Genomic DNA, 23,683 nt, shown 5'->3' on the forward strand with positions numbered 1-23,683 from the left:
TGTCGCGGTCACCCGGGTGTACGGGGAAGCCACCGGGCGGCCTCTTGGCCGTCTTCCCCTCCCGCCCCAGGACATGTGTCCGATTTCGGGGCCCGTACCAGCTCCACGTTGAACAGCGCTCCGAGCAGCAGGGCCAGATTGGACAGCCACAGCCACATCAGGAACACCACCATCCCCGCCAGCGGCCCGTATAGCCGGTGGTACGTGGGCACATGCGAGGCGTAGGCGCTGAAGCCGAGCGAGACGGCCAGCAGCAGGAGTACGGCCAGGGCGCCGCCGGGCGCCATCCGGCGCACCGGGCGGGAGCGGGCCGGGCCCGAGCGGTAGAGCACCAGGATCAGCACGACGGCCATGGCGACCAGCGCCGGCCACCGCAGGGTGGCCCAGGCGGTCAGCGGGGCGCTGCCCATATGCCAGACCCGTCCCAGCCCGCGGGCCAGATCGGCGGTCAGCAGCAGCGTGACGGTGGTGGCGAGCAGCAGGACGATCACGGCGAGGGCGGTGAGGAGGATCCGGGGGGCGGTGCGCCAGACCGGGCGGTGGGCGCTCTCCCGGTGCATCGCGTGCAGGGCCCGCCGGAAGACGGCCAGATAGCTGGAGCCGGACCACAGACCGCCGATGCCGCCGATGACCACCAGCAGCCAGGCGGTGGACTGCTGGTGGGCCGTCTGGCGCAGCGCGCCGCGCAGCAGCTCACGGGATTCCGGCGGGGCGGCCTGGGTCAGGCGGTCGATGACGTCGGGCGTCGAGGCGGGCATGGACAGGCCGAGCACCGAGAGCATCACCAGCAGGACGGGGAAGAGGGCCAGCACGGCGTAGTAGGTCAGCGCGGCCGCCCAATCGGTGATGTCCTCGTTCCATGCCGTGACGGGGGTCCGGCGCAGCGCCGCCCACCAGCGGCCCCGCCCCCGGTCACCCGCCTCGCGTGAGCCGCCCATGCACCCCGTGCCCCTTCATCCGTGCGCCGTACGGGCCTGAGCCCGTACGGCGCGTGCTTCAAGCCGCATGCCCCGGCGGGCGCGGCCTATCCCGGTGGACCGTACTCAACCAGTCGGACGGCCCAGCTCCTTGCGGAACAGCTCCAGGACGTTGCCGCCGAGGACCTTCTGGACGGCCGTCCCGGGAAGTCCCCTTCGGACCAGCGCCTCGGTCACCAGAGGCAGACCGCGGGGGCCTTCCAGGCCGGGGACGAGCAGCTCGGTGTACTCCCGGTCCTCGCAGCACGGGGCAGCGTGTCGTCGCCGACCTCCTTGATGAAGTCCGGGCCCAGCCCGACATGGTCCACGCCGATGACATCGGCGATATGGATGATGTGCTCGGCCAGCCGGTCCACCGTGCGGTCGGCCTGGTCGGTGGCCAGGAACTCGCCGAGGAAGTTCACACACACCGTGCCGCCCGTCGCGGCGATGCCGCGCAGCTGCTCGTCGGTGAGATTGCGGTGGTGGTCGAGGAGCGCACGGGCACAGGAGTGGGTCGCCATGACGGGGCGGGTGGCCAGCTCCAGCACATGGGCGACTCCACAGGCGCCGAGGTGGGAGACGTCGAAGAGGCCCGAGACGCTCCATCTCCCGCAGCGCCTCGACCCCCGCCTCGGTGAGACGGCTGCCGGTGGCGTCCTCGCCGCTGCCGTCGGCGAGCGCGGTACGGCCCCAGTGGGCGAGGGAGGCGATTCGCACCCCGAGGCGGTGGAGGGTCGGGATGAGCTCGACGTTCGCGTCCAGACCGGGGGCGCTCTCCAGCGCCAGCACCAGGGCGATCCTGCCGTCGGCGAGCGCGGCGTCGATGTCGTCGCCGTCCAGGCACAGCCGTACCTCGTCCGCGTTGCCCTCGGCCAGGGTGTGCGCGCACTCGATCATCCGCAGCGTCTCGCGCAGCGCGCCCTCGGGGCGGAACCGGTCGTCGATGAAGACCGGCAGCACCTGCAGATCCACCCCGCCCTCGCGCAGCTGGGCAGCCAGCGCTCCCGGAAGAAACCCGCCCAGCGGCGTGGCGGGCGCGCGGTGACCGCGATCAGCAGATCGTTGTGCGCGTCGGCGACGACGGCGCGGCGGTGGAGTTCACGGCTCATGCGCACGCTCTTCCCTCGGTGTCTTCGGCAGCGGCCATCGTGTCGTAGCGCTCGCGGCCGGTCCATGGAATTCCCGGAGGGCGCGCGACGCCACCACGGTCACCCTCAGCGAACCCTTCCGCATCGTCCGGGCGGAAGCGGGGTAGCCGTGCGGGCGTGCTGAGAATGTTTTGGTGGCTGGACCTGCGTTGACGACGGCTGGCCGCGCGGTGCTCGCGTGGCTCGTGTCCCCGTGGTGGTGGCTCGTGGTGGCCGTGGCGTCGGCGCTGACCGCCGTGGGGGTACGGGATGTGGCGCAGCGCGAGCACTCCGTCCTGGACCCAGGGCGAAGGCGACTGACCGAGGTCCACCCGGTCGGCGCACGGTGCAGACTTGACGCCATGACCACGAGCCGAGCGGATGTGCAGCTGCGTGAGGTGACCCGGGACGACCTCGCCGTCTTCTTCGACTACCACCGGGACGCCGAGGCGAACCGGATGGCCGCCTTCACCTCCGAGGTCCCCGGTGACCGGGGCGCCTTCGACGCGCAGTGGGACCGCATCCTCGGCGACAACGCCATGGTCAAGCGGACGGTGCTGTACGACGGGCGGGTGGCCGGAAACGTGCTGAGCTTCGAGCAGTTCGGCGAGCCGTCCGTCGGCTACTGGATCGGCCGGGAGCACTGGGGCAAGGGCGTGGCCACCCGGGCGCTGACCGCGTTCCTGGAGGTGGTCACGGTCCGTCCGCTGTACGCGCGGATCGCCAAGGACAACGTGGGGTCGCTGCGGGTGCTGGAGAAGTGCGGGTTCACGGTGGCCGGGGAGGAGCGGGGGTTCGCCGCGGCGCGGGGGACGGAGATCGACGAGCTGGTGCTCGTCCTCCGCTGAGCGGGCCCCGGGCGGGGTGAGAGGATCGGATCCGGGCCCGACGAACGGGAGGCACAGCGTGTCGGTGGAGATCACGTGGTGGGGACATGCCACCGCGACCGTGCAGGACTCCGGCGTACGGGTGCTGACCGACCCCTTGTTCGCACGGCGCTTCGCGCATCTGCGGCGGCGCCGGGGACCCGTGCCGCCGCCCGCCGCGGCGGTGGCGGATGTCGCGCTGGTCTCGCACCTCCACGCCGACCATCTCCATCTCGGTTCGCTCGCCCGGCTGTGGCCCGGCACCCGGCTGGTCGTGCCGCACGGCGCCGGGCGGGCGGTGCCCAGGCTGCGGCGGGTGGTCGCGGCGCGCGAGCTGCGGGTCACGGAGGTGCGGCCGGGGGACGAGCTCACGGTGGGCGACGTGCGGATCCGCGCCGTCCCCGCCGCGCACGACGGCCGGCGGCTGCCGTACGGGCCGAGCACAGTGCCCGCCCTGGGGTATGTGGTGCGGGGCGAGGCGACGACGTACTTCGCGGGCGACACCGGGCTGTTCGACGAGATGGCCGAGGTGGTCGGGGCGTGCGATGTGGCGCTGCTGCCGGTGGGCGGCTGGGGCCCGTACCTGGGCCACGGCCATCTCGACGCGGGCCGGGCGGCGCAGGCGCTGGCGCGGCTGGGGGCACGCAGGGCGGTGCCGGTGCACTACGGGACATACTGGCCGATCGGTCTGGACGCGGTCCGTCCGCATGAATTCCACGCACCGGGCGACGACTTCGTACGGCACGCGGGGCGGCTGGCCCCCGGGGCGGCGGTGCACCGGCTGGGGCACGGGGAATGTGTCCGGCTGGAGCCGGCCTGGTGATAGAGCTTTTACCGGATCTGACCGACCTCGCGCGAAGCCTGCCGTCGGAGTCCACGCAGCAGGCGGTGGGCTATCCCTCGCTGTTTCTGCTGGTGATGCTGGGGTCGCTGGTGCCGGTGGTGCCGACGGGCGCGGTGGTCAGCTCGGCCGCCGCCGTCGCCGTCCACCAGTCCACTCCCCCGCTCTCCCTCCTGGTCGTCTTCGCGGTGGCCTCCCTGGCGGCCTTCCTCGGCGACGTCGTCCTCTACTGGCTCGGCAGGCGCGGCGTCCGCTCCAAGAACGGCTCCCGCCGGCTGGCCCGCATCCACGACCGCGCCGCCCCCGAACGCCTCGCACAGGCCGAGGCCCGGCTGACCGAGCACGGGGTGGCGGTCCTGGTCCTGTCCCGGCTGATTCCGGCGGGCCGGATCCCGGTGATGCTGGCCTGCCTGCTGGCCCGGATGCCGATGCGGAGGTTCGTCCGGGGCGCGGGGCCGGCGGCGCCGGCCTGGGCCGGGACGTATCAGCTGATCGGCATTCTGGGCGGCTCGCTCTTCCGGGAACCCTGGGAGGGCGTGGCGGCGGCCGTCCTCCTGACGGTGGCCATCAGCACCGCCCCCTCCCTCTGGCGCCGCCGCCGCTCCCGCCGCACGGCCTCCAGCGAGCCGGCGGGCTGAGCCGGGGCCGGGGCCCCGGCTCAGCCCGGTTACCTCAGCGGGTGAGACTCAGCACCTGGCGCAGCACCTCCGTCAGCATGGCTTGCGGGTCGGACACGGAGCGCTCCGCGCGCCAGGCCACGAAGCCGTCCGGGCGGACGAGGACCGCGCCATCGGGCGCCGTGCCATGGAGGTCGGCCCAGTCGACGCCCGGCTCGGGAGCGAGTTCATGGTCGGGTTCGGTGCCGACGCGGTAGCGGTCGAGGGGGATGCCGAGGTCCTCGGCGACATGACCGCCCGCCTCGTGCCAGGCGGCGCCGCCGGGACCGGTGAGCAGGACGCAGGTGCGCTCGTAGAGGTCGAGGGTGGACAGGCGGACACCGCAGCGGTGGACCCACATGTGCGGGGCGCGGCTGCCGGGGTCGGCGGAGACGGAGAACTGCTCGGGGACCGGGGAGGCCGAGGGGTCCGCGCCGAGGATCGCGCCGCGTACGTAGCGATAGCCCATGGCCACGGCCATCACATTGCTCTGCGGCCCGGCCGTGGCGGGCGCGGAGTAGCCGGGGTGGCTGTGTTCGGCCGAGCGGGCGGCGGCACGGGCGCTGGTGGCCTTGGCGACCGGCTGGCGCTCGGCGCCGTAGGTCTCCAGCAGCCCGGGGCCCGCCCAACCGCCCAGCACGGCGGCCAGCTTCCAGGCGAGGTTGTGGGCGTCCTGGATGCCGGTGTTGGAGCCGAAGGCACCGGTGGGTGACATCTCGTGGGCGGAGTCCCCGGCGAGGAAGACCCGTCTGTCGGAGTAGCGGTCCGCCACCCGCTCGGCCGCATGCCAGGGGGCCTTCCCGGTGATCTCGACCTCCAGATCGGGCATGCCGACGGCGGTGCGGATGTGGTCGGCGCAGCGCTCGTCGGTGAACGCCTCGAGCGGCTCGCCGTCCTCGGGGTGCCAGGGCGCGTGGAAGACCCACTGCTCCTGGTTGTCGACCGGGAGCAGCGCCCCGTCGGCCTTGGGGTTGGTCAGATAGCAGGCGATGAAGCGGCGGTCGCCGACCGCGTCCGCGAGCCGCTTGGCGCGGAAGGTGATGGACACGTTGTGGAAGAGCTCGCCGTGTCCGCTCTGGCCGATGCCGAGCCCGTCGCGGACGGGGCTGCGGGGGCCGTCGGCGGCGATGAGGTATTCGGCGCGGACCGTGCTGCGCCGTTCGGACGTGCGGTCCAGGATCTCGGCGGTCACCCCGTCGGCGTCCTGCTCGAAGGAGATCAGCTCGGTGCCGAAGCGCAGTTCGCCGCAGAGGCCCTGGGCGGCCCGCAGCAGGACGGGTTCGAGGTCGTTCTGGCTGCACAGGCACCAGCCGGAGGGGCTGATCCGGCCGATCTTGCCGCCGGGGTCGATGTCGCGGAAGAGCCAGTTGTGGTCCGTTCCGGTGAGTGATTCAGCCTGCAGGATGCCGTGGTTCTCGGCCAGGACGGACGCGGCCTCGCGGATCGCGGACTCCACCCCCGCGGTCCGGAACAGCTCCATCGTGCGCACGTTGTTCCCCCGTCCGCGGGGGTGGATCGAGGTGCGCGCGTGCTTTTCCACCAGCAGATGGCCGATGCCCAGACGGCCCAGGAACAGCGAGGCGGAGAGTCCCACCAGGGAGCCGCCCGTGATCAGGACGGGCACCCGCTCAGCAGTGTCGGCTTTCTCGGCAAGAGGTTTCATTGTGCTGCTATGCCCGGTCTGCGAGCGGCCCTGCGAGCCTCTGACCTGGCGTTCGCTCAGATGGCTCACAAATCTCGCGCCATCCGGTGGGAGCGCTCCACGATCGTCTAGCGGGCGACGCATCCAAGGAAGGACGCATCCCCCCTAGGAGGAGTGGAACATGAGCACCCTGTCCCAGGCTCCACAGCCCACCACGACACCCACCATGACCATGCAGTCGACACTGACCGACTCCCGACTGCGTGTGGTGCTGCTGCTGGATGTGCGCAGCGGTGCCGAGGAGCGCTTTCTGCGCGCGTACGACGAGTTGTGCCATCAAGTGGCCTCGGTCCCGGGCCACCTCAGCGATCAGCTGTGCCAGTCGATCGAGGACCCCTGCAAGTGGCTGATCACCAGCGAGTGGGAGAGCGCGCCGCCGTTCCTCGCCTGGGTGGACAGCGCAGAGCACCGCGAGATGGTCAAGCCGCTGCACGGATGTGTGGAGGACACCCGGTCGCTGCGGTTCGGCATCCTGCGGGAAATGCCGCCCCGCGGTGAGCACACCACACGGGCCAGGGGCCGGCTGCAGGCCGCCCCGCGGACCGGCGACGGGGTGATCCGGCATGCGCTGGCCTTCACCGTCAAGCCGGGCAGCGAGGCCGATGTGGCCGCCATCCTGGCCGGCTACTCCTCGCCCGAGTCACGGGTCGACGACACCACCCGGCTGTGCCGCACCTCCCTGTTCATGAGCGGCAACCGGGTGGTCCGGGCCGTCGAGGTGAAGGGCGACCTGATGACGGCGCTGCGCCATGTGGCCATGCAGCCCGAGGTCAGGGCGGTCGAGGACGCCATCAACCCTTATCTGGAGGTGTCCCGCGACATGGACGATCCGGATTCGGCGCGGGAATACTTCATGTCCGCGGCGCTGCCCCTGGTGGCCCACCTGTCGGCGAACGGCACGCCGCAGGTCACCGCCATACGGCGTCATGCGCTGATCTACCCGGTGAAGCGGGGCTGCGGTACGGCGGTCGCCCGGCTGCTGGCCCGCCAGGACGAGCTGGCCCTCATCGGCACGGCGGGCGGCGCGCGCAAGGGGTCCGAGACCACCCCGTGCCCCCTGCTGAGCAGCACCATCTTCCAGCACCAGGACACCGTCGTCCGGCTGGTGGATCTCGGCGCCCCACTGGACCGGGACCCGGCGCTGGCCGCCGGTGTCGGCGGCAAGCGCGCCGCGGCCGTGCTGAGCCGCCTTGTCGACGTCCCCACCGGCCGGGATCTGTCGTCCGAGGACGGACTGCGGCGCTTCCTCGCGGACTGCGACATGGTCCCGCTCACCGACCGCCGGGCGGCGGACTACTGACGTTTTGCCTTCTCCCACGTCCCTTACGTCCCCAGTCCGGAGGCACCGATCATGACCACGCAGTTCCCCCACATCGTCGACCTCGCCGGAGTCGCTCCCAACCGCCGACGCGGTGGCGACCTGCGCGCCATGCTGACCCCCAGCACGGTGGGCGCCACGAGCGGCTTCATGGGCCTGGCCATCATGCGGCCCGGCGAGCGCATCGGTGAGCACTACCACCCGTACTCCGAGGAGTTCGTGTTCGTCGTGTGCGGCGATCTGGAGGTGGATCTGGACGGGACCGCGCATGCGCTCCGTCCCGACCAGGGCCTCCTCATCCCCCGCGACTTGCGCCATCGTTTCCGTAACGTGGGGGACACCGAGGCCCGGATGGTCTTCCATCTGGGACCGCTGGCCCCGCGTCCCGAGCTTGGGCATGTGGACACGGAGGCCACCGAGCCGGCCGAGGCGTCATCGTGACGCGACGGGTGGCGATCACCGGGCTCGGCGTGGTCGCACCGGGGGGCGTGGGCGTTCCGGCCTTCTGGGACATGCTCACTGCCGGGCGCACGGCGACGCGCGCGATCACGCTCTTCGACCCGGCGGGGTTCCGCTCGCGGATCGCCGCCGAGGTCGACTTCGACCCGGTGGCCTGCGGGCTGACGGCGGAGCAGGTGGAACGCTCCGACCGGTATGTGCAGTTCGCTCTGACGGCCTCCAAGGAGGCCGTACGGGACGCGGGTCTCGATCCGGGGCCGGAGGCCACCTGGCGGACCGCGGTGTCGCTCGGCACCGCGGTCGGCGGCACCACCCGGCTGGAGAACGACTATGTCGCGGTCAGCAACAAGGGCGAGAACTGGGATGTGGACCACCGGCGGGCCGGTCCGCATCTGCATCGTGCGTTCTCGCCCAGCGCGCTGGCCTCCGGCGTCGCGGAGCTGATCGGCGCCCAGGGCCCGGTGCAGACCGTCTCGACGGGCTGCACCTCGGGTCTGGACGCGATCGGCTACGGCTTCCAGACGATCGAGGAGAACCGCGCCGATGTGTGCATCGCGGGGGCGGCGGACTCGCCGATCTCCCCGATCACCGTGGCCTGTTTCGACGCGATCAAGGCGACCTCGGCGAACAACGACGACCCGGCGCACGCGTCGCGGCCGTTCGACGCCCGCCGCGACGGCTTCGTCCTGGGCGAGGGCGCCGCCGTGCTCGTCCTGGAGGAGCTGGAGCACGCGCGCGCCCGAGGGGCCCGGATCTACTGCGAGATCAAGGGGTTCGCCACCTTCGGCAACGCGTACCACATGACCGGTCTGACCCGGGAGGGCCTGGAGATGTCCGAGGCCATCGACCACGCGCTGGGCCATGCGCGCATCGACAGCTCCGAGATCGACTACGTCAACGCGCATGGCTCCGGCACCCAGCAGAACGACCGGCACGAGACGGCGGCGGTCAAGCGCTCGCTCGGCGAGCACGCGTACCGCACGCCGATGAGCTCGATCAAGTCCATGGTGGGGCACTCCCTGGGCGCCATCGGGGCGATCGAGATCGTGGCCTGCACCCTGGCCCTCTCCCATGGTGTGGTGCCACCGACCGCCAACTACGAGAACCCGGACCCCGAGTGCGATCTGGACTATGTGCCGCGCACCGCCCGCTCCCTGCCGCTGCGCCATGTGCTCTCGGTCGGCAGCGGGTTCGGCGGCTTCCAGTCGGCCGTGGTCCTCAGCCACGGAGGTGCGTCATGAACGCATCGGTGAGCCGGCCGGCGAGCAGGCAGAAGAACAAGCACCCCCGGCGGGGCGCCGCGATCACCGGCCTGGGGATCGTGGCGCCGAACGGCGTGGGCACGGACGCCTTCTGGAAGGCCGTACGGGAAGGGATCAGCTTTCTCGACCAGCTCTCCCGCGAGGGCTGCGACGACTTCCCGCTGCGGGTCGCGGGCCAGGTCCGCGGCTTCGAACCGGGGTCGATGGTCGAGGAGCGCTACCTCGTCCAGACCGACCGCTTCACGCACTTCGCGATGGCGGCGGCCGATCTGGCACTGGAGGACGCCCGACTGCCCACGAAGGACATGTCGCCGTTCGCGGTGGGCGTGGTGACCGCCGCCGGTTCCGGGGGCGGCGAGTTCGGCCAGCGCGAGCTGCAGCACCTGTGGGGCAAGGGGCCGCGGTATGTGGGCCCGTACCAGTCCATCGCCTGGTTCTACGCGGCCAGCACCGGCCAGATCTCCATCCGCGGCGGGTTCAAGGGCCCCTGCGGGGTGCTGGCCAACGACGAGGCGGGCGGGCTGGACGCGATCGCGCACGCCTGCCGGTCCATCCGGCACGGGGCGGACGCGATCGTCGTGGGCGCCGCCGAGGCGCCGCTCGCGCCGTACTCGATCGTCTGTCAGCTCGGTTACCAGGAGATGAGCCTGGCCCGGGAACCGGGCCGGGCCTATCTGCCGTTCACCACCGACGCCTGTGGCTTCGCCCCGGGCGAGGGCGGGGCCATGCTGATGGTCGAGGAGGAGAGCGCCGCCCTGCGCCGCGGCGCGCGGATCCGCGGCCGCGTCCTCGGCCATGGCTCGACCTTCTCCGGTTCGTCCGGCTGGGAGCGGTCCCGGGACGGGCTCGCCCACGCCATCCGCGCAGCCCTCGACGATGCGGGCTGCGCGCCGGAGGAGATCGACGTGGTGTTCGCGGACGCCGTCGGCAGGCCCGATGCGGACCTCGCCGAGGCGCTCGCGATCGCCGACGCGCTGGGCGCGCACGGCACCCGGGTCCCGGTGACCGCCCCCAAGACCGGCTTCGGCCGGGCGTACTGCGCGGCTCCGGTCCTGGACGTGGGGGCCGCGGTGCTCGCCATGGAACACCACGTCGTACCGCCCACCCCGTACGTCACCGACGTATGCCATGACCTCGACCTCGTCACCCGCAGTTCCCGCCCCACCCAGCTGCGGACCGCGCTGGTGCTGAGCCGAGGGCTCATGGGTTGCAACGCGGCGCTCGTGCTCCGCGGCCCGGAAGGAGATATGTGATGCCCAGTCAACTGTCCTACAGCGAGCTGGCCTCGCTCATGAAGCGCTGTGCCGGTCTCACCGTCGATCCGGACACGATGCAGACCCGGCCCGACTCCACCTTCGAGGAGTACGGCCTGGACTCGCTCGGTCTGCTCGCCATCGTCGGCGAACTGGAGAACCGGTACGGCACCCCCATCGAGCCGGGTGCCGAGAGCTGCAAGACCCCTGGCGACTTCCTCGATGTCATCAACACCTCACTGACCACGGGAGCATGACATGGCCGGCCACACCGACAACGAGATCGTGATCGCAGCGCCCTTGGACCTTGTCTGGGACATGACCAACGACCTGGAGAACTGGCCGCAGCTGTTCAGCGAGTACGCGTCGGTCGAGGTGCTGCAGCGGACCGGGGACACCACCACCTTCCGGCTGACCATGCACCCCGATGAGAACGGGAAGATCTGGAGCTGGGTTTCCGAGCGGGAGACGGCCCGCGATGTGCGGACCGTGTGGGCGCGCCGGGTCGAGACGGGCCCGTTCGCCTTCATGAACATCCGCTGGGAGTACGACGAGGAGCCCGAGGGCACCCGGATGCGCTGGACCCAGGACTTCGAGATGAAGCCCGACGCCCCGGTGGACGACGCCGGGATGACGGAGCACATCAACCGCAATTCGAAGATCCAGATGGAGCTCATCCGGGACAAGATCGAGCAGCGCGCCCGCGCGCGGGTCAGGGCGTAGTCATGTACCGCTCTCTGATCGTCGCCCGGATGAAGGAAGGCTCGGCCCCGGATATCGCTTCCGTCTTCGAGGAATCGGACCGCGGTGAACTACCGCGTCTCATCGGAGTGACCGGCCGCAGTCTGTTCCAGTTCGGCGATGTGTATCTGCATCTGATCGAGGCCGACCGGCCGCCGGGACCCGAGGTCGCGCGGATGGCCGGCCATCCGGAATTCCGCGCCATCAGCGAGCGGCTCACCGCATATGTCGAGGCGTACGACCCGAAGACATGGCGGGAGCCGAAGGACGCCATGGCGCACGAGTTCTACCGCTGGGAGCGGGACCGGAGCTGAGTCCGTCCCAGGAGGGCCTGGGCCGTTCATTTGCCGCCTCCGCCCCCGCCGCAGGGCCGCTGACCGCGTTCGTATCGGGTCGGCGGCCCTTTCGTATGCCTGGATATTCGCGCCTTTCCGAGCTGATCGAGGCCACGTCTGCCGAGAAGGTGAACGGGCATCAGACCATTCGCGCGGCGAATGAGTGATCATTGCGCTTATCTACACCCAGAGGGCTTACAACCGGCCAGATTGTAGGCCGCGCCAAGTGGCAGGTGAGTCACTCTTCGCTGACGGTGGACAAGACGCCGCCGCGATCCCTTTATCTGGCAAATAGTCAGTATCGCGGCAGGCGCCGGAAGGAATGACTCATGCGATCTACTCGCGCACTCTTCACCGGGGCGGCGATTGCCGCCACCCTGTCCCTGGGCGCCCCTGCTGCCGCGTTCGCCGCCGACGTCTCGGACCCGGGCGGCCACGGTGGGTACTCGAGCAGCCAGGAGTCCTCCGAGGACGGCTACGGTCAGGGCAGCAGCTCGTGGAAGGACAAGGACAAGGACAAGGAGCGGGAGCACAAGGGCGAGGAAGAAGGCAAGGAAGAGCACGAGCGCAAGGACGAGCACGAGGGCAAGGACGAGGGCGACTGGTCCGAGAAGGGCAAGGAGCACCACGACTGGTCCGAGAAGGGCGAAAAGGAGGACCACGGCTGGTCCGGCGAGAAGAAGGGCGACTGGGACGGCGGCTCGTGGAAGGGCGAGAAGCCGCGCGGCGGTGTCCACACCGGTGGCGGCGGCATGGCCACCACGGGCAGCGGCATGGCCGCCGGTTCGGTCCTGCTCCTCGGTGGCCTGGGTGCCGGCGCCTACGCCCTGCGTCGTCGTAAGCCCTCGGGCACCGCGATCTGAGCCTGACGCTTCTGAATCCCGTGCTGCCGTGGCACCACCGCTCGGCGGAGGTGCCACGGCAGCGCCTCGGGCGCTGTGAGAAAGGCGGACCCCTATGCGCAAGCAGGGCGGGGCAGACAGCAACACCCGCACTCTCCGGTGGGCCGCGGCGTCGGCCCTCATCGGAGTCTTCCTGATCTACAACTCCGTTGACGCGTCCTCCCAGTCCTCGCCGGCGGTGGCAACGCCCACGGCCACGGCCACCGCGTCCGCGTCCGCGTACGAGGAGCCGGAGACGGCGGAGGAGCCGCCGGCCGAGTCCCTGGATCCGACGGCCACCCCCGAGTCCCGGCCCGGACCCGCGCTGCCGCGCTCCCCCGCGACGCATCTGGACATCCCCTCGATCGGGGTGAGCGCGCCGTTCACCGAGCTGTCACTCGACGCCACGGGCATGCTGGTCCCGCCGCCCGACACCGACAACAACCTGGTCGGCTGGTACCGGGGCGGCGCCTCGCCCGGCGAGCGCGGCAACGCCGTCGTGGCGGGGCATGTGGACACCAAGATCGGACCGGCGGTGTTCTACACGCTCAGCTCCCTGAAGCCCGGGGGCAAGGTCAGCATCACCCGCGAGGACGGCATCATCGCGACCTTCCTCGTCGACAGGGTGCAGACCTTCAAGAAGAACGCCTTCCCGGACCAGGAGGTGTACGGGGACACCGCCGACGCCCAGTTGCGCCTGATCACCTGCGGCGGTGCGTACGACCACGCGGCCAGGGACTACACGGCCAATGTGGTGGCATTCGCGCACCTCACCTCGTTCCGCTGGGCCTGATCGCATACCGCCTGACCGCAATTGGCCTGATTCGCATACGGGACAGCAAGCACGGTGCCCGCGTCGTGAGGACGACGCGGGCACCGTATGTGTGGCCACGGCGGGCCAGGGCGGCTAGGCGCCGGGCACCGTGGAGTCGAACGCGTGCAGATAGCCGTTGACCGGGCGGATGTCCGTGACGTTCAGCCCGGCCTCGGTCATCCGCGCGACCATGCTGTCGGTGGTGTGCTTGCGGCCGCCCACGTTGAGCAGCAGGAACAGGTCCATCGCCGTGGTGAAGTGGGAGGGGCTGTGGTCCACGAGGTTCTCGATGACCACCACCCGCGCGCCGGGCCGCGCCGCCGCGACCACGTTGGCGAGCGTCCGTCGGGTGCTCTCGTCGTTCCATTCGAGGATGTTCTTGATGATGTGGAGATCGGCCTGGACGGGGATCTCCTGGCGGCAATCGCCGGGCAGCAGCGTGGCGCGCGAGGCCAGCGGCCCGCCGTCCCGCAGCCGCGGATCGGCGTTCGCCACCACCTGCGGAAGGTCGAGGAGCGTACCGCGCAGCGCCGGATGCTTCTCCAGCAGGCTGGCGAGCACATGGCCCTGGCCGCCGCCGATGTCCACGACCTCCTTGATGCCGTCGAGGTCGAGGAAGTCGGCGACGTCCGCGGCGGACTGCCGGCTGGAGGTGGTCATCGCCCGGTCGAACACCTCGGCCGACTCGGGCGCGTCCTCGTGGAGATAGCGGAAGAAGTCCTTGCCGAAGATGTCGTTGAAGATGACGCCGCCGGAGCGCACCGCCCGGTCCAGCCGGGGCCAGGCCTCCCAGGTCCAGGGCTCGGTGCACCACAGGCAGATGTTCCGGAGGCTGCCCGGGGCGTCCTCGCGCAGCAGCCGGGACATGGCGGTGTGCGTGAAGCGGCCGTCGTCGGTCTCGGTGAAGATCCCGCAGCAGGCCAGGGCGCGCAGCAGCCGGCGCAGCGGATCGGGCTCGGCGTCCACGGCGGAGGCCAGTTCGCCGAGGGAGGCGGGCCGCTCCCCCAGCGCGTCGGCGACGCCGAGCCGGGCGGCGGCCCGCAAGGCGGCGGCCCGCGCGGCACCGAAGGCGACCTCGCGCAGCTGCATGGCCGCTTGCGTCGGGGCCGTGCGGTGGGCGGGGGCCGGGGCGGCGGCGGGTGTGGTGGTGGGAGGGGTGGTCCCTATGGTCGTCATGGCGTCGCCTTTCAGCACCGGCCCGTGGGCACGGACAGCTCGCAGACGTTGTTGGTGAAGGTGTTGGCGGGACCCTTGTCCCGGTCGGCCAGATCGGCCGGCTTGTTGCCGCTCAGCACGTTCCGGCTGATGGCGTTCTTGGCGTTCGGGGTGCCGACGACGCTGCTGAACAGCACGATCCCGCCGGACATGGGCGAGGTGCCCACGTTGTTGTGCACCTGGTTGCCGGTCACCCGGGTGCCCTCGGCGCCCGTGAGCACGATGCCGGCGCCCTGGATGAAGGGCAGCCGGGCGTTGGGCGCGCAGTACGCGTTGTTCTCGTGGACGGCGTTGTGCCGTACGGTCAGGTCACCGGCGCGCGGGGTGGACTCGTCGCCCACGATGAACACACCGCCGCAGTTGCCGGTGGCGGTGTTCTGCTCGATGGTGAGGTTCCGCAGCCGCCGGACCACGACCCCGATCCGGTTCCCGGTCAGCTGGTTGTCGGCGACCTCGGTGCCCATGGTGTCGGTGGCCCCGCCCTCGCTGTCGACGGTGTTGGCGAGGAAGATGCCCGACTCCTTGTTGCCGCGCGAGACGTTGGAGAGGAAGACGCCGCGGGTGGACAGCTGCTGGCCGATGCCCTGCTGGCCGTTCTTCTCGGCGACGACCTTGCGTACGTCCATCCGGTCGGTGCCGGAGCCCCAGATGCCGTTCTTGGGGAAGCCGGCGACCGTCAGGGAGCGGATCCGGACATCCGTGACGGGGTGTTGGGCCGTACCGGTGACGCACAGGCCGTGGCCGGCCGCGCCGCAGGCGTTGGCCGAGGGACGCGCGGCCGGGCTGAGCACGGTGTTCCGGCCCGCACCGCGCAGGGTCAGCCGGTCGGTGGTGATCTCGACGTTCTGCCGGTAGGTACCGGGCCGGATCTCGATGGTGTCCCCGGGCCGTGCGGCGTCCACGGCGGCCTGGATCGACTGGCCGGGCTGGACGATGTGCCGGGCCGCGGCGGCGTGGGCGGCGGGGAGGGAGCCGAGTTCGATGACAAGGGCGGCCGTGAGGCCCGCCGCATAGCGAAGTTTTCGTGTACGCATGAACAGGAAGCTAGGTGCCCTCCGCACCACTCGCCACTTATGTTCCGGTAAGCACCTTTACGTCACATTCCCCCGGACGCACGCTATTCGAGCACCCGTGAGCCCCCGACCGGCAGATCCCACAGCGCCTCGCGGGGACGGCCCGTGGCCTCCCAGGCAGCGCGGACCCGGTGCAGCGGCTCCAGCGGAGGCTCGGCGGAGAGCAGAAACGTCGACCAGTGCATGGGGACCAGCGCCCGCGCCCCCAGGTCCCCGAACGCCCGTACGGCCTCCTCCGGATCGGTGTGCACCGGACGGAGCATCCAGCGCGGGTCGTACGCGCCGATGGGCAGCAGCGCCAGATCGATCCCCGGATAGCGGCGGCCGATCTCCTGGAACCAGTGGCCGTAGCCGGTGTCCCCCGCGAAGTAGACGCGCTGCCCGTCGGGCGCGGTGAGGACCCAGCCCCCCCACAGCGAGCGGCAGGTGTCGGTCAGGGTGCGCTTGCTCCAGTGGTGCGCGGGGACGAAGTCGAAGCGGACGGGGCCGCCCTCGCCGGGCAGTTCGGCCGCCTCCCACCAGTCGAGCTCGGTCACCTGGATGAACCGGCGCACCCGGAACCAGGTGGCCAGCCCGGCGGGGACGAACAGCGGCGTGTCCCGGGGCAGCCGATTGATCGTGGCCGCGTCGAGGTGGTCGTAGTGGTTGTGGCTGATGACCACCGCGTCGACCGGCGGCAGATCCTCCCAGCGGACCCCGACCGGGGTGACCCGGGCCGGGGTGCCGAGGAGCTTACGGGCCCAGACCGGGTCGGTGAGCACGGTCAGCCCGCCGATCCGCATCACCCAACTCGCGTGCCCCGCCCAGGTGAGCGCCGTCTGGCCGGGGCCGGTCAGCGGGAGCGGACCCGGGGCGAAGGGGAGTTCGGGGATCTCTCGGAGCGTCTCGACCGGCGGCCGCAGCCGCCCTTCCCGGGCCAGCCGGGCGATCGCCCGTACGCCCGGCAGCGGTGAGGTGAGCCGGTGGACGAACGACCGGGGCCAGGTGCGGAGCTCGCCGAGCGGACGCGGGGCGGCGAGCTCGGGGGTCGCCGGGCCGAGCCGGGTCCGGACCGGAGCGCCGGGCTCGGGACGGGGCCGCCCGGCGGGCCCCGCCGGCTCGGCCCGGTCGGCCCGGTCGGCCTGGTCTGCCTGGTCGGTCATGGCGTGGGCTCCCTTCCGGTCCGGGCCGGCCCTTCGGCGGCGGCCCTCGGCTCTGGACGGCGTGCGGGCGGTCGCCCGGCCGGCCCGGTCAGCCCGGACCGGCCTCGATCAGCTCGCGGAAGTCCGCCTCGAAGGCGGCCAGCGCCATCGCCACATGCGGCAGTTCCAGCGGATCGGGTGCGCCGAGGGCGCCCAGCCGCGCCTCGTCGTCGGCCCCGAGCAGCGGCAGGGTCGTCAGCCGCACCCGCAGGGTGTGCGGGGGGTCGCCGAAGCGATGGCCCCCGGCCACGGAGGAGCCCAGCCGCCGGGTCAGCTCGCGCTCCAGCTCCACCGAGTCGGTGATACCGCGGGCGGCGAGCACCCCGCGCAGCTCGTCGAGGTCGGCGTAGAGATGACGGCCGGCCTGCGGCGGACGGCACAGCGCCCCGACCGCGGTCAGCGCGCGATAGGCCGCGGCGGCCACGGCACCGTGCGCCCGGGCCGCGGCGGTCATCCGCGCGCGGACCGGCCCGGGCTCGCCGAGCGCGTACGTGGCGGCCGCCGCGACGGGAGCCGGAAGGGTGGAGCGTACGGCGGTGAGCAGGGACAGCACCCGCCCCCGCAGTTCGGACCCGCGCTCGGTGGCCGGGAACCGGGCGATCGCGGCGGGCCAGCCGGCCGGGGTGAACGCACCCGCGAGATCGGAGAGCACGATGACGTCCTCGGGGGACATCTCGGCGGGGCTGAGCAGCACCGTGCCATGCGGATGGTGGACCGTGTCCCGCCAGGTCTCGTCGCTCACGATCAGCAGCCCCTCGGCCACGGCCGCCTCGCACACCTCGTGCAGCAGCTCGGGCGGGGCCACGGTGCCCGTCGGATCGTCGGCCACCGCCAGCAGCAGCAGCCTGGGGAGCCCGTCCTCGGCGCGGATCCTGCGCACGGTCTCCAGCAGCGCGAACGGATCGGGCAGCCCGCCGCACTCGGCCGGTACGGGCGCGTGGTAGGCCCGCCGGTCGACCAGCCGCACCAGCGGCGGGTACCAGGCGGCGCAGGGCCGGGGCAGCAGCACATCGCCGCCGTAGGCCGAGGCGAGCAGCGCGAGCAGCAGCGGCTCGGCGCCGGGCGCGACCACGACATGCGCCGGATCGGTCCACAGCCCGCGTCGCGACCAGTAGCCGCACGCGGCCGAGCGCAGCTCCACGGACCCGCCGACCGGCTCCGGCGCGGTGCGGCCGGCCGCCCCGGTGAAGCGCTCGGCCAGCTCCGGGAGGACCGGCAGGCCGCCGTCGTCCCGATCCGCCGGAGCCGGGGCGGTCCACTGCCGCTGCATTCGTCCACACCTCCGCCTGTCTGTGCTGACCTGTCCACCTTCGCAGATCGGGGGATGCGGCGGCAGGGCGACACGGGCGGGCCCCGGGCTCAGCGGCCCAGCTCGATGAGGTCTTTCTCCAGACCGCGGCCACGGGTGCGCACCACATTCCCGGCGAGCTCCGTGAGCTTGCGGTTGGTCCGCTGGGACAGCCGGCGCAGCAGATCGAAGGCGTGGTCGGCGTCGCAGCCCAGCACGTACATGACGATGCCGCACGCCTGGTCGACGACCGGGCGGGCGCGCAGCGCCGCGTCCAGCTGATCGACCTGGACGAGGGCGGCGCGGTAGAGCCGGTCCCGGGCCAGGCTCTCGGTGGTCAGATCACCGAGCAGCTCGGTGGTGCCCTGAGCCGCCTTCTCCAGGGAGCCGGGGCGCAGCCCGTAGACGGAGATGGTCACGGTGAGCCCGTCGCAGGCGAAGGGCAGGGTGGCGCTGGACCGTACGCCGGCGTCCAGCGCACTGGCCCGGAACCGCGGCCAGCGCCGGTCGTACAGCAGATCGTCGGCGCCCGCCGGGCGGCCGGTGTCCAGCGCCGCGAGGATCGGGCCCTCGCCCGACCTCAGCTGCACCGACACCAGCGCGGACAGATCGGGGTGGGTGGCCGCGGTCGTCCGGTCGCCGTCCCCGCAGCCGCCCGCGTCCGATGCGAGGACGGCGGTGGCGGTGGCCCCGCAGCTGTCGGGGGTGCACGAGACGGCCTGCTCCGCGAGGTCGGCCAGCCCGCGGCCGAGAAAGGGGGCGTCGGTCTGGCAGGTCGTGGTGGGGCGGCTGTGCGTGCGGTCCGGCATCGCCGAGTCCGGTCCTTTCGCTGCGAGGTGGCGGGCGCTCCGGCCCCGGTCCGGCCCCGCCCCCGCGCGGGACCCTCATTTCCGGCTTCCCCCGGCTTTGCGCGGAAAACAACACCCAGGCGGTCCGCCACGGCCGGTCAGGCTACCGTGTGCCCATGTCCGGGGCGCAGGAGTTTGGTGCGGAGCTCACAGATTTCCGCAGACGGGTTGACGAATTGAGAACCGCGCGGGCTCTGCCCTCGCAGGAGCGGCTGTCCGTACTGGACGCCGCTCTTTTCGAGCTTCAGCATGTGGTGGACGTGCTGTGGCCGCGGTACGAGGAGCTGGCCGCGGCATCGCGGATCCCGGGCGGGGGCCGGGCCGACCCCCATGAGCAGCAGCTGCTGCGGGCGCTGTTCCAGCGGATGCCGATCGCCGTCGTACTGATGGACCGTGAGTCCGCCGTACGGCGGATGAACTTCGCCGCCACGCAGCTGTTCAACACCCCTGCCGGATACGCCACCGGACGGCCCCTCGCCTCGTCGCTGCGCCGTGACGGACAGGCCGCGCTGCGCTCGCAGGTCGCCGCGGTCGCGCGCGGCGAGGGCGACCGCAGTCTGACGGTGCGGCTCTCCCAGCCGACGACCGACGGCGAGGTGCGGGTGACCCTGGCCGCGCTGCGGCCGCCGGGCGAACCGCAGCCGGCGGTGCTGGCGGCGTTCCAGCCGGTGACGGGCCACGCGGCGGGCGGGGCGGCCGGGGCGTGGCGGCCGCGGTCGGGGCCGGATCTGGCCGAGGTGACGCGACACGCCGAACTGCTGGACCTCGTCGACGACATGGCGACGGCGCTGCTCGGGGCCGCCCTCGCCGGCGCCGGCCCGGAGGCCGTCCTGGTGCGGGCGGCGGAGGTTCTGGCCGGCCGCTTCGCGGACTGGGTGATCGCCGATCTGGCCCCGTCCGGCGATGCCGCCGGCGCCCCGCGCCGGGTGGTGGCGCTCGGCCCGGCGGGCGCCGTCGGCGACCGTACGGTGTCCCTGGCCGCGCAGGACCCGGCCGACTGCCCCCTGGTGGTGGACGCGCTGCGCGAAGGCGTCTCCTCGTTGCGGGTGAGCCCGCCCGACGCGGACGCCTTCGGCCGGGACGCGGCGGGCGCGCCCGTGCTGGTGCGCGAAGAGGTCACCTCGCTGCTGTGCATACCCCTGCGGACCTCCCCGACGGCCCCGGTCCGCGGTGCGCTCACGCTCTTCCGTACGGGCGGGCGCAACCCCTTCGAAATGGCGGAGGCGGGCGCGGCGGATCGCTTCTGCCGCCACATAGCCCTCACCATGCCGTCGGCTGTGCCCAGCGCCCCGGCCCCCGACGCGCCCGCCCCCGGAGCCTGAGCGGCGTCGCGTGGCGCGACCACCGCGCCCGGTTCAGGCCGCTTCCCCGTTGACCTGTTCGCCCAGGCGGGCCGCGGTACGCGCCTGGTTGCGCAGCTCCTGGACCCGGCGCGGGACGTGCAGACCCCACATATGGTCGCGGAAGTGCCGCTTGACCTCGCCGACCACGGTCGGGACGGCGAAGCTCTCGAAGGCCGGGCCGCGGTCGGGGTCATAGCGTTTGACCGTCTTGACCAGGCCCAGCATGGCGACCTGCCGCGGGCCCTCGGATGCCTCACCGCGGTCGCGGAAGTGCCAAGCGAGCCGCTCGGCCATCGGCATCCAGGCGCATACGACCTCCTGTCGCAGCGCCTCCCTCGGCGGGCCGTCCGGCATGGCGGCGATCCGGCGGAATGCGGCGGAGGTGTCGGGGGCGTCGTCGTGCGGATGCTTCCGCTGCCCGGGATGTGCTCGTACGGACGTCATGCGCCGATGTCTCCCTCGGGCTGTGGTCGATGTCACCACAGGAAGCAATCCGGGATGAATCGGGTGCCTTCCGCGGCACGCCTCCAGTAGCCGAGCTGCTCCCGTGGCGTGCGTGCGGTCTGAAGCACACGGGTCGCGTGCCCGCTCCTGGCCCTTCCAAACAAGGTTTCCTTGCCCGCGCGCCGGTTACCCGTCGCATCGGCACCCCGCGCTCGAGGAGGGCCTTATGACCGAGTACGGCTATTTCCTGATGGCCGAAGAACACGAGCCCGCGGCACTCGTCGAGCAGGCACGGATGGCGGAGCAGGCCGGTTTCACGGCACTGTGGATCTCCGACCACTACCACCCCTGGAACGAGGCGCAGGGCCAGAGCTCCTTCGTCTGGTCGGTGATCGGCGCGCTCGCGCAGGCGACGAGCCTGCCCATCCAGACCGCGGTGACCTGCCCCATCAGGCGGATCCACCCCGCCATCGTCGCCCAGGCCGTCGCCACCAGCGCCGTACTGCTGGAGGGCCGGTTCCGGCTGGGGGTGGGCAGCGGCGAGGCGCTCAACGAGCATGTGCTGGGCGACCGCTGGCCGCCGCCGGCGATCCGGCTGGAGATGCTGGAGGAGGCCATCGCGGTGATGCGCCAGCTGTTCGGGGGACGCAAGGTCAGCCACCACGGCAAGCACTACACGGTGGAGAACGCGCGCCTGTACACGGTGCCGGAGGATCCGGTGCCCATCGACATCGCGGCGTTCGGGTCGGCCGCCGCCGCGCTGGCCGGGCGGGTCGGCGACGGCTTCATCACGATGGTCCCCGACGCGGAGCTGGTGGCGCGCTTCCGGCGCGGCAGCGGCGCGGGCGGCAACTCCAAACCCGTCCGCGGGGGCCTGAAGGTGTGCTGGGGCCCGGACGCCGACGAGGCGCTGCGCACCGCCCACCGGCTGTGGGCGAGCGAGGCGCTGCCGGGCCAGCTGTTGTCGTTGCTGCCCACCCCCGCCCACTTCGAGCAGGCCTGCGAGCTGGTCACCCCCGAGCGGGTGGCTCAGCGGGTGATCTGCGGCCCGGACGCCGACGCGCATATCCGCGCGCTCGCCGCGTACGCCGAGGCCGGATTCGACACCGTCTACGTCAACCAGATCGGCCCGGACCAGCGCGGCTTCTTCGACTTCTACCGCAGCAAGGTGCTTCCGCAGCTGGCCGGCTGAGCCGAGCGGCCCCGCCCCCAAGAAGGGACGCACATGACCATGACTGTGGCCGACTACGTCCTCGCCCGGTTGAGCGAGTGGGGCGTCGAGCATGTCTACGGCTACCCCGGCGACGGGATCAACGGGCTGCTCGCGGCCTGGGGACGGGCCGAGAACGAACCGCGGTTCATCCAGTCCCGGCACGAGGAGATGGCCGCCTTGGAGGCGGTCGGCTACGCCAAGTTCAGCGGCCGCCTCGGGGTGTGCGCGGCGACCTCCGGCCCCGGTGCGATCCATCTGCTGAACGGCCTCTACGACGCCAAGCTGGACCATGTCCCGGTGGTGGCCCTGGTCGGCCAGACCCACCGCAGCGCGATGGGCGGCTCGTACCAGCAGGAGGTGGATCTGCACAGCCTCTTCAAGGACGTCGCCTCCGACTTCCTGGAGACGGTGACCGTCCCCGAGCAGCTGCCGAACGTCCTGGACCGGGCCATCCGCACCGCCTACGCCCGCCGCGCCCCCACCGCCGTGATCATCCCGGCGGACGTCCAGGATCTCGAGTACTCCCCGCCCACCCATGAGTTCAAGATGGTCCCCTCCAGCCTGGACCGCAGCGGCTGGTCTGCGGTGCCGTCCTCCGGTGCGCTGGAGCGGGCCGCGGAGGTGCTCAACGCGGGCGAGCGGGTCGCCATCCTGGTCGGCCAGGGCGCCGCCGGGGCGCGCGGCGAGGTCCAGCGGGTCGCCGAGACCCTGGGCGCGGGCGTCGCCAAGGCGCTGCTCGGGCTGGACGTCCTGAGCGATGAACTGCCGTATGTCACCGGGGCGATCGGGCTGCTGGGCACCCGCCCCTCGTATGAGCTGATGCGGGACTGCGACACGCTGCTGACGATCGGTTCCAGCTTCCCGTACACGCAATTCCTGCCCGAGTACGGCAAGGCACGGGCGGTACAGATCGATCTCGATCCGCACATGATCGGGCTGCGCTACCCCTACGAGGTCAATCTGGTCGGCGACGCGCGCGAGACGCTGCTGCGGCTGCTGCCGCTGCTGCACCGCAAGGAGGACCGCGACTGGCAGGAGGAGATCATCGCGAGCGTCCAGCGGTGGCGCGAGGTGATGAAGCGGCGCGCCGAGCTGTCCGCCGACCCCATCAACCCCGAGTACGTGGCCCACTGCCTGGACCCGCTGCTGCCCGACGACGCCATCATCACCTGCGACTCCGGCTCCGTCGCCAACTGGTACGCCCGCCATCTGCGGATGCGCGGCCGGATGCGCGCCTCGCTGTCGGGCACGCTGGCCACGATGGGCTGCGGGGTCCCTTACGCCATCGGCGCCAAGTTCGGCCGGCCGGAGCGGCCCGTGGTGGCGCTGGTCGGGGACGGCGCGATGCAGATGAACGGGATGTCGGAGCTGATCACGGCGGCCAAGTACCGCCATGCCTGGGAGAATCCGCGGCTGGTGATCGGCGTCTGGAACAACCAGGACCTCAACCAGGTGACCTGGGAGATGCGGGCGATGGGCGGCGCGCCGCAGTTTCCGCCCTCGCAGGGGATCCCCGATGTCTCCTACGCGCGGTTCGCGGAATCGCTCGGCATGACCGGCATCCGGGTGGAGCGGCCCGAGCATGTCGAACAGGCGTGGCGCGAGGCGCTGAGCGCGGAGGGCCCGGCGGTCGTGGAGTTCCTGACCGACCCTTCCGTACCGCCGATCCCGCCACACGCCACCTGGGAGCAGATGGAGTCCACGCTCGAGGCCATCGTCATGGGCGACCCGGACCGGGCGGGCATGGTGCGGCAAGGGCTGAAGGCGAAGGTGCAGGAGCTCCTGCCGCACCGGTCGCACCGGTCGTCCCGCGCCCAGCGCGGCTGATCACAGGAGGTGGCGACTGCGGTTTCGTCCTCATTCT

22 protein-coding genes and 2 pseudogenes are annotated in these 23,683 nt (G+C 72.0%); 15 read left to right on the top strand and 9 right to left on the bottom strand.

What is annotated here, in order from left to right; translation table 11 throughout:
- Nucleotides 1–8 precede the first annotated feature (8 nt).
- Nucleotides 9–938 carry a YihY/virulence factor BrkB family protein gene (locus ABZS71_RS26765; RefSeq protein ID WP_356214185.1) on the bottom strand — a complete coding sequence of 310 codons (930 nt, stop codon included), beginning with the start codon at nt 936–938 and terminating at the stop codon, nt 9–11.
- A 105-nt stretch (nt 939–1,043) separates the two neighbouring features.
- Nucleotides 1,044–2,068: pseudogene (locus tag ABZS71_RS26770) on the bottom strand (membrane dipeptidase).
- 380 nt (nt 2,069–2,448) lie between these two features.
- Between ABZS71_RS26770 and ABZS71_RS26775 the strand changes: the two are divergent.
- Genes ABZS71_RS26775 through ABZS71_RS26785 form a run of 3 tightly spaced genes read left to right on the top strand, consistent with a single transcriptional unit; the run spans nt 2,449 to nt 4,431 of the window.
- Nucleotides 2,449–2,934 (top strand): GNAT family protein, encoded by a 486-nt coding sequence (locus ABZS71_RS26775; protein WP_355843096.1) that lies wholly within the window; start codon nt 2,449–2,451, stop codon nt 2,932–2,934.
- 58 nt (nt 2,935–2,992) lie between these two features.
- Complete coding sequence (locus ABZS71_RS26780) at nt 2,993–3,775, top strand: MBL fold metallo-hydrolase (protein ID WP_356214187.1); 783 nt, start codon at nt 2,993–2,995, stop codon at nt 3,773–3,775.
- Nucleotides 3,748–4,431: a VTT domain-containing protein gene (locus ABZS71_RS26785; RefSeq protein WP_356214189.1), complete on the top strand. Its 684-nt coding sequence runs from the start codon at nt 3,748–3,750 to the stop codon at nt 4,429–4,431. The genes ABZS71_RS26780 and ABZS71_RS26785 overlap by 28 nt, the downstream gene beginning before the upstream one ends.
- 34 nt (nt 4,432–4,465) lie before the next feature.
- On the opposite strand, the gene ABZS71_RS26790 is transcribed toward ABZS71_RS26785, so the two are convergent.
- Entirely contained in the window at nt 4,466–6,112 is a 1,647-nt protein-coding gene (locus tag ABZS71_RS26790; protein WP_355843105.1) for an FAD-dependent monooxygenase, read from the bottom strand.
- Nucleotides 6,113–6,272: 160 nt separating this feature from the next.
- Here ABZS71_RS26790 and ABZS71_RS26795 point away from each other — a divergent pair, with 160 nt between their 5' ends.
- The 9 genes from ABZS71_RS26795 (at nt 6,273) to ABZS71_RS26835 (ending at nt 13,193) form a co-directional block, all read left to right on the top strand.
- Nucleotides 6,273–7,451, top strand: a complete 1,179-nt coding sequence (locus ABZS71_RS26795; RefSeq protein ID WP_356214191.1) for a SchA/CurD-like domain-containing protein — start codon at nt 6,273–6,275, stop codon at nt 7,449–7,451.
- Between the two features lie 51 nt (nt 7,452–7,502).
- Complete coding sequence (locus ABZS71_RS26800) at nt 7,503–7,910, top strand: cupin domain-containing protein (protein ID WP_356214193.1); 408 nt, start codon at nt 7,503–7,505, stop codon at nt 7,908–7,910.
- Nucleotides 7,907–9,169 (top strand): beta-ketoacyl-[acyl-carrier-protein] synthase family protein, encoded by a 1,263-nt coding sequence (locus ABZS71_RS26805; protein ID WP_355843114.1) that lies wholly within the window; start codon nt 7,907–7,909, stop codon nt 9,167–9,169. The genes ABZS71_RS26800 and ABZS71_RS26805 overlap by 4 nt, the downstream gene beginning before the upstream one ends.
- Nucleotides 9,166–10,443 (top strand): ketosynthase chain-length factor, encoded by a 1,278-nt coding sequence (locus ABZS71_RS26810; RefSeq protein ID WP_356214195.1) that lies wholly within the window; start codon nt 9,166–9,168, stop codon nt 10,441–10,443. The genes ABZS71_RS26805 and ABZS71_RS26810 overlap by 4 nt, the downstream gene beginning before the upstream one ends.
- Nucleotides 10,443–10,700 carry an acyl carrier protein gene (locus ABZS71_RS26815; protein WP_355843121.1) on the top strand — a complete coding sequence of 86 codons (258 nt, stop codon included), beginning with the start codon at nt 10,443–10,445 and terminating at the stop codon, nt 10,698–10,700. Before ABZS71_RS26810 ends, ABZS71_RS26815 begins: the two co-directional genes overlap by 1 nt.
- Nucleotide 10,701: 1 nt before the next feature.
- Complete coding sequence (locus ABZS71_RS26820) at nt 10,702–11,166, top strand: SRPBCC family protein (RefSeq protein WP_356214197.1); 465 nt, start codon at nt 10,702–10,704, stop codon at nt 11,164–11,166.
- Nucleotides 11,167–11,168: 2 nt separating this feature from the next.
- Nucleotides 11,169–11,498 (top strand): TcmI family type II polyketide cyclase, encoded by a 330-nt coding sequence (locus tag ABZS71_RS26825; protein WP_355843127.1) that lies wholly within the window; start codon nt 11,169–11,171, stop codon nt 11,496–11,498.
- 350 nt (nt 11,499–11,848) lie between these two features.
- Nucleotides 11,849–12,382 (top strand): hypothetical protein, encoded by a 534-nt coding sequence (locus tag ABZS71_RS26830; protein WP_356214199.1) that lies wholly within the window; start codon nt 11,849–11,851, stop codon nt 12,380–12,382.
- A gap of 94 nt (nt 12,383–12,476) precedes the next feature.
- On the top strand, nt 12,477–13,193 hold the full coding sequence (locus tag ABZS71_RS26835; RefSeq protein ID WP_356214201.1) for a class F sortase: 717 nt from the start codon (nt 12,477–12,479) through the stop codon (nt 13,191–13,193).
- 114 nt (nt 13,194–13,307) lie between these two features.
- Here ABZS71_RS26835 and ABZS71_RS26840 read toward each other — a convergent pair whose 3' ends face one another.
- The 5 genes from ABZS71_RS26840 to ABZS71_RS26860 all read right to left on the bottom strand — a co-directional run bounded on the left by ABZS71_RS26840 (nt 13,308) and on the right by ABZS71_RS26860 (nt 18,780).
- On the bottom strand, nt 13,308–14,390 hold the full coding sequence (locus ABZS71_RS26840; RefSeq protein ID WP_356214203.1) for a methyltransferase: 1,083 nt from the start codon (nt 14,388–14,390) through the stop codon (nt 13,308–13,310).
- Between the two features lie 11 nt (nt 14,391–14,401).
- A complete protein-coding gene (locus tag ABZS71_RS26845; RefSeq protein ID WP_356214205.1) occupies nt 14,402–15,463 on the bottom strand; it encodes a right-handed parallel beta-helix repeat-containing protein in 1,062 nt (353 codons plus the stop codon).
- 83 nt (nt 15,464–15,546) lie between these two features.
- On the bottom strand, nt 15,547–16,644 hold the full coding sequence (locus ABZS71_RS26850; RefSeq protein WP_356214207.1) for an MBL fold metallo-hydrolase: 1,098 nt from the start codon (nt 16,642–16,644) through the stop codon (nt 15,547–15,549).
- Between the two features lie 88 nt (nt 16,645–16,732).
- Complete coding sequence (locus tag ABZS71_RS26855) at nt 16,733–17,953, bottom strand: aminotransferase class I/II-fold pyridoxal phosphate-dependent enzyme (RefSeq protein WP_355843145.1); 1,221 nt, start codon at nt 17,951–17,953, stop codon at nt 16,733–16,735.
- 89 nt (nt 17,954–18,042) lie between these two features.
- Nucleotides 18,043–18,780 carry a GAF and ANTAR domain-containing protein gene (locus ABZS71_RS26860; RefSeq protein ID WP_356214209.1) on the bottom strand — a complete coding sequence of 246 codons (738 nt, stop codon included), beginning with the start codon at nt 18,778–18,780 and terminating at the stop codon, nt 18,043–18,045.
- A gap of 215 nt (nt 18,781–18,995) precedes the next feature.
- Here ABZS71_RS26860 and ABZS71_RS26865 point away from each other — a divergent pair, with 215 nt between their 5' ends.
- On the top strand, nt 18,996–20,141 hold the full coding sequence (locus ABZS71_RS26865; protein ID WP_356214211.1) for a PAS domain-containing protein: 1,146 nt from the start codon (nt 18,996–18,998) through the stop codon (nt 20,139–20,141).
- 72 nt (nt 20,142–20,213) lie between these two features.
- Here ABZS71_RS26865 and ABZS71_RS26870 read toward each other — a convergent pair.
- A pseudogene (locus tag ABZS71_RS26870) lies at nt 20,214–20,606 on the bottom strand (sigma factor); the annotation flags it as partial.
- Nucleotides 20,607–20,832: 226 nt separating this feature from the next.
- Between ABZS71_RS26870 and ABZS71_RS26875 the strand changes: the two are divergent.
- Both ABZS71_RS26875 and ABZS71_RS26880 read left to right on the top strand, forming a co-directional pair.
- Nucleotides 20,833–21,798: a TIGR03557 family F420-dependent LLM class oxidoreductase gene (locus tag ABZS71_RS26875; RefSeq protein ID WP_356214213.1), complete on the top strand. Its 966-nt coding sequence runs from the start codon at nt 20,833–20,835 to the stop codon at nt 21,796–21,798.
- A gap of 33 nt (nt 21,799–21,831) precedes the next feature.
- On the top strand, nt 21,832–23,646 hold the full coding sequence (locus tag ABZS71_RS26880; RefSeq protein WP_355843157.1) for a thiamine pyrophosphate-requiring protein: 1,815 nt from the start codon (nt 21,832–21,834) through the stop codon (nt 23,644–23,646).
- The last annotated feature ends 37 nt before the right edge of the window (nt 23,647–23,683 follow it).

The sequence above is a fragment of the Streptomyces sp. NPDC005393 genome, from assembly GCF_040606675.1.
Classification (GTDB): domain Bacteria; phylum Actinomycetota; class Actinomycetes; order Streptomycetales; family Streptomycetaceae; genus Streptomyces.

Excerpts from the sequence above, each read along its gene's own strand:
- ABZS71_RS26820 (WP_356214197.1), top strand. The coding sequence starts at position 10,702 with ATGGCCGGCCACACCGACAACGAGATCGTGATCGCAGCGCCCTTGGAC.
- ABZS71_RS26880 (WP_355843157.1), top strand. The coding sequence starts at position 21,832 with ATGACCATGACTGTGGCCGACTACGTCCTCGCCCGGTTGAGCGAGTGG.
- ABZS71_RS26850 (WP_356214207.1), bottom strand. The coding sequence starts at position 16,644 with ATGACCGACCAGGCAGACCAGGCCGACCGGGCCGACCGGGCCGAGCCG.
- ABZS71_RS26810 (WP_356214195.1), top strand. The coding sequence starts at position 9,166 with ATGAACGCATCGGTGAGCCGGCCGGCGAGCAGGCAGAAGAACAAGCAC.
- ABZS71_RS26840 (WP_356214203.1), bottom strand. The coding sequence starts at position 14,390 with ATGACGACCATAGGGACCACCCCTCCCACCACCACACCCGCCGCCGCC.
- ABZS71_RS26800 (WP_356214193.1), top strand. The coding sequence starts at position 7,503 with ATGACCACGCAGTTCCCCCACATCGTCGACCTCGCCGGAGTCGCTCCC.
- ABZS71_RS26860 (WP_356214209.1), bottom strand. The coding sequence starts at position 18,780 with ATGCCGGACCGCACGCACAGCCGCCCCACCACGACCTGCCAGACCGAC.
- ABZS71_RS26835 (WP_356214201.1), top strand. The coding sequence starts at position 12,477 with ATGCGCAAGCAGGGCGGGGCAGACAGCAACACCCGCACTCTCCGGTGG.
- ABZS71_RS26830 (WP_356214199.1), top strand. The coding sequence starts at position 11,849 with ATGCGATCTACTCGCGCACTCTTCACCGGGGCGGCGATTGCCGCCACC.
- ABZS71_RS26855 (WP_355843145.1), bottom strand. The coding sequence starts at position 17,953 with ATGCAGCGGCAGTGGACCGCCCCGGCTCCGGCGGATCGGGACGACGGC.
- ABZS71_RS26825 (WP_355843127.1), top strand. The coding sequence starts at position 11,169 with ATGTACCGCTCTCTGATCGTCGCCCGGATGAAGGAAGGCTCGGCCCCG.
- ABZS71_RS26845 (WP_356214205.1), bottom strand. The coding sequence starts at position 15,463 with ATGCGTACACGAAAACTTCGCTATGCGGCGGGCCTCACGGCCGCCCTT.
- ABZS71_RS26815 (WP_355843121.1), top strand. The coding sequence starts at position 10,443 with ATGCCCAGTCAACTGTCCTACAGCGAGCTGGCCTCGCTCATGAAGCGC.
- ABZS71_RS26790 (WP_355843105.1), bottom strand. The coding sequence starts at position 6,112 with ATGAAACCTCTTGCCGAGAAAGCCGACACTGCTGAGCGGGTGCCCGTC.
- ABZS71_RS26795 (WP_356214191.1), top strand. The coding sequence starts at position 6,273 with ATGAGCACCCTGTCCCAGGCTCCACAGCCCACCACGACACCCACCATG.
- ABZS71_RS26785 (WP_356214189.1), top strand. The coding sequence starts at position 3,748 with ATGTGTCCGGCTGGAGCCGGCCTGGTGATAGAGCTTTTACCGGATCTG.
- ABZS71_RS26775 (WP_355843096.1), top strand. The coding sequence starts at position 2,449 with ATGACCACGAGCCGAGCGGATGTGCAGCTGCGTGAGGTGACCCGGGAC.
- ABZS71_RS26765 (WP_356214185.1), bottom strand. The coding sequence starts at position 938 with ATGGGCGGCTCACGCGAGGCGGGTGACCGGGGGCGGGGCCGCTGGTGG.
- ABZS71_RS26875 (WP_356214213.1), top strand. The coding sequence starts at position 20,833 with ATGACCGAGTACGGCTATTTCCTGATGGCCGAAGAACACGAGCCCGCG.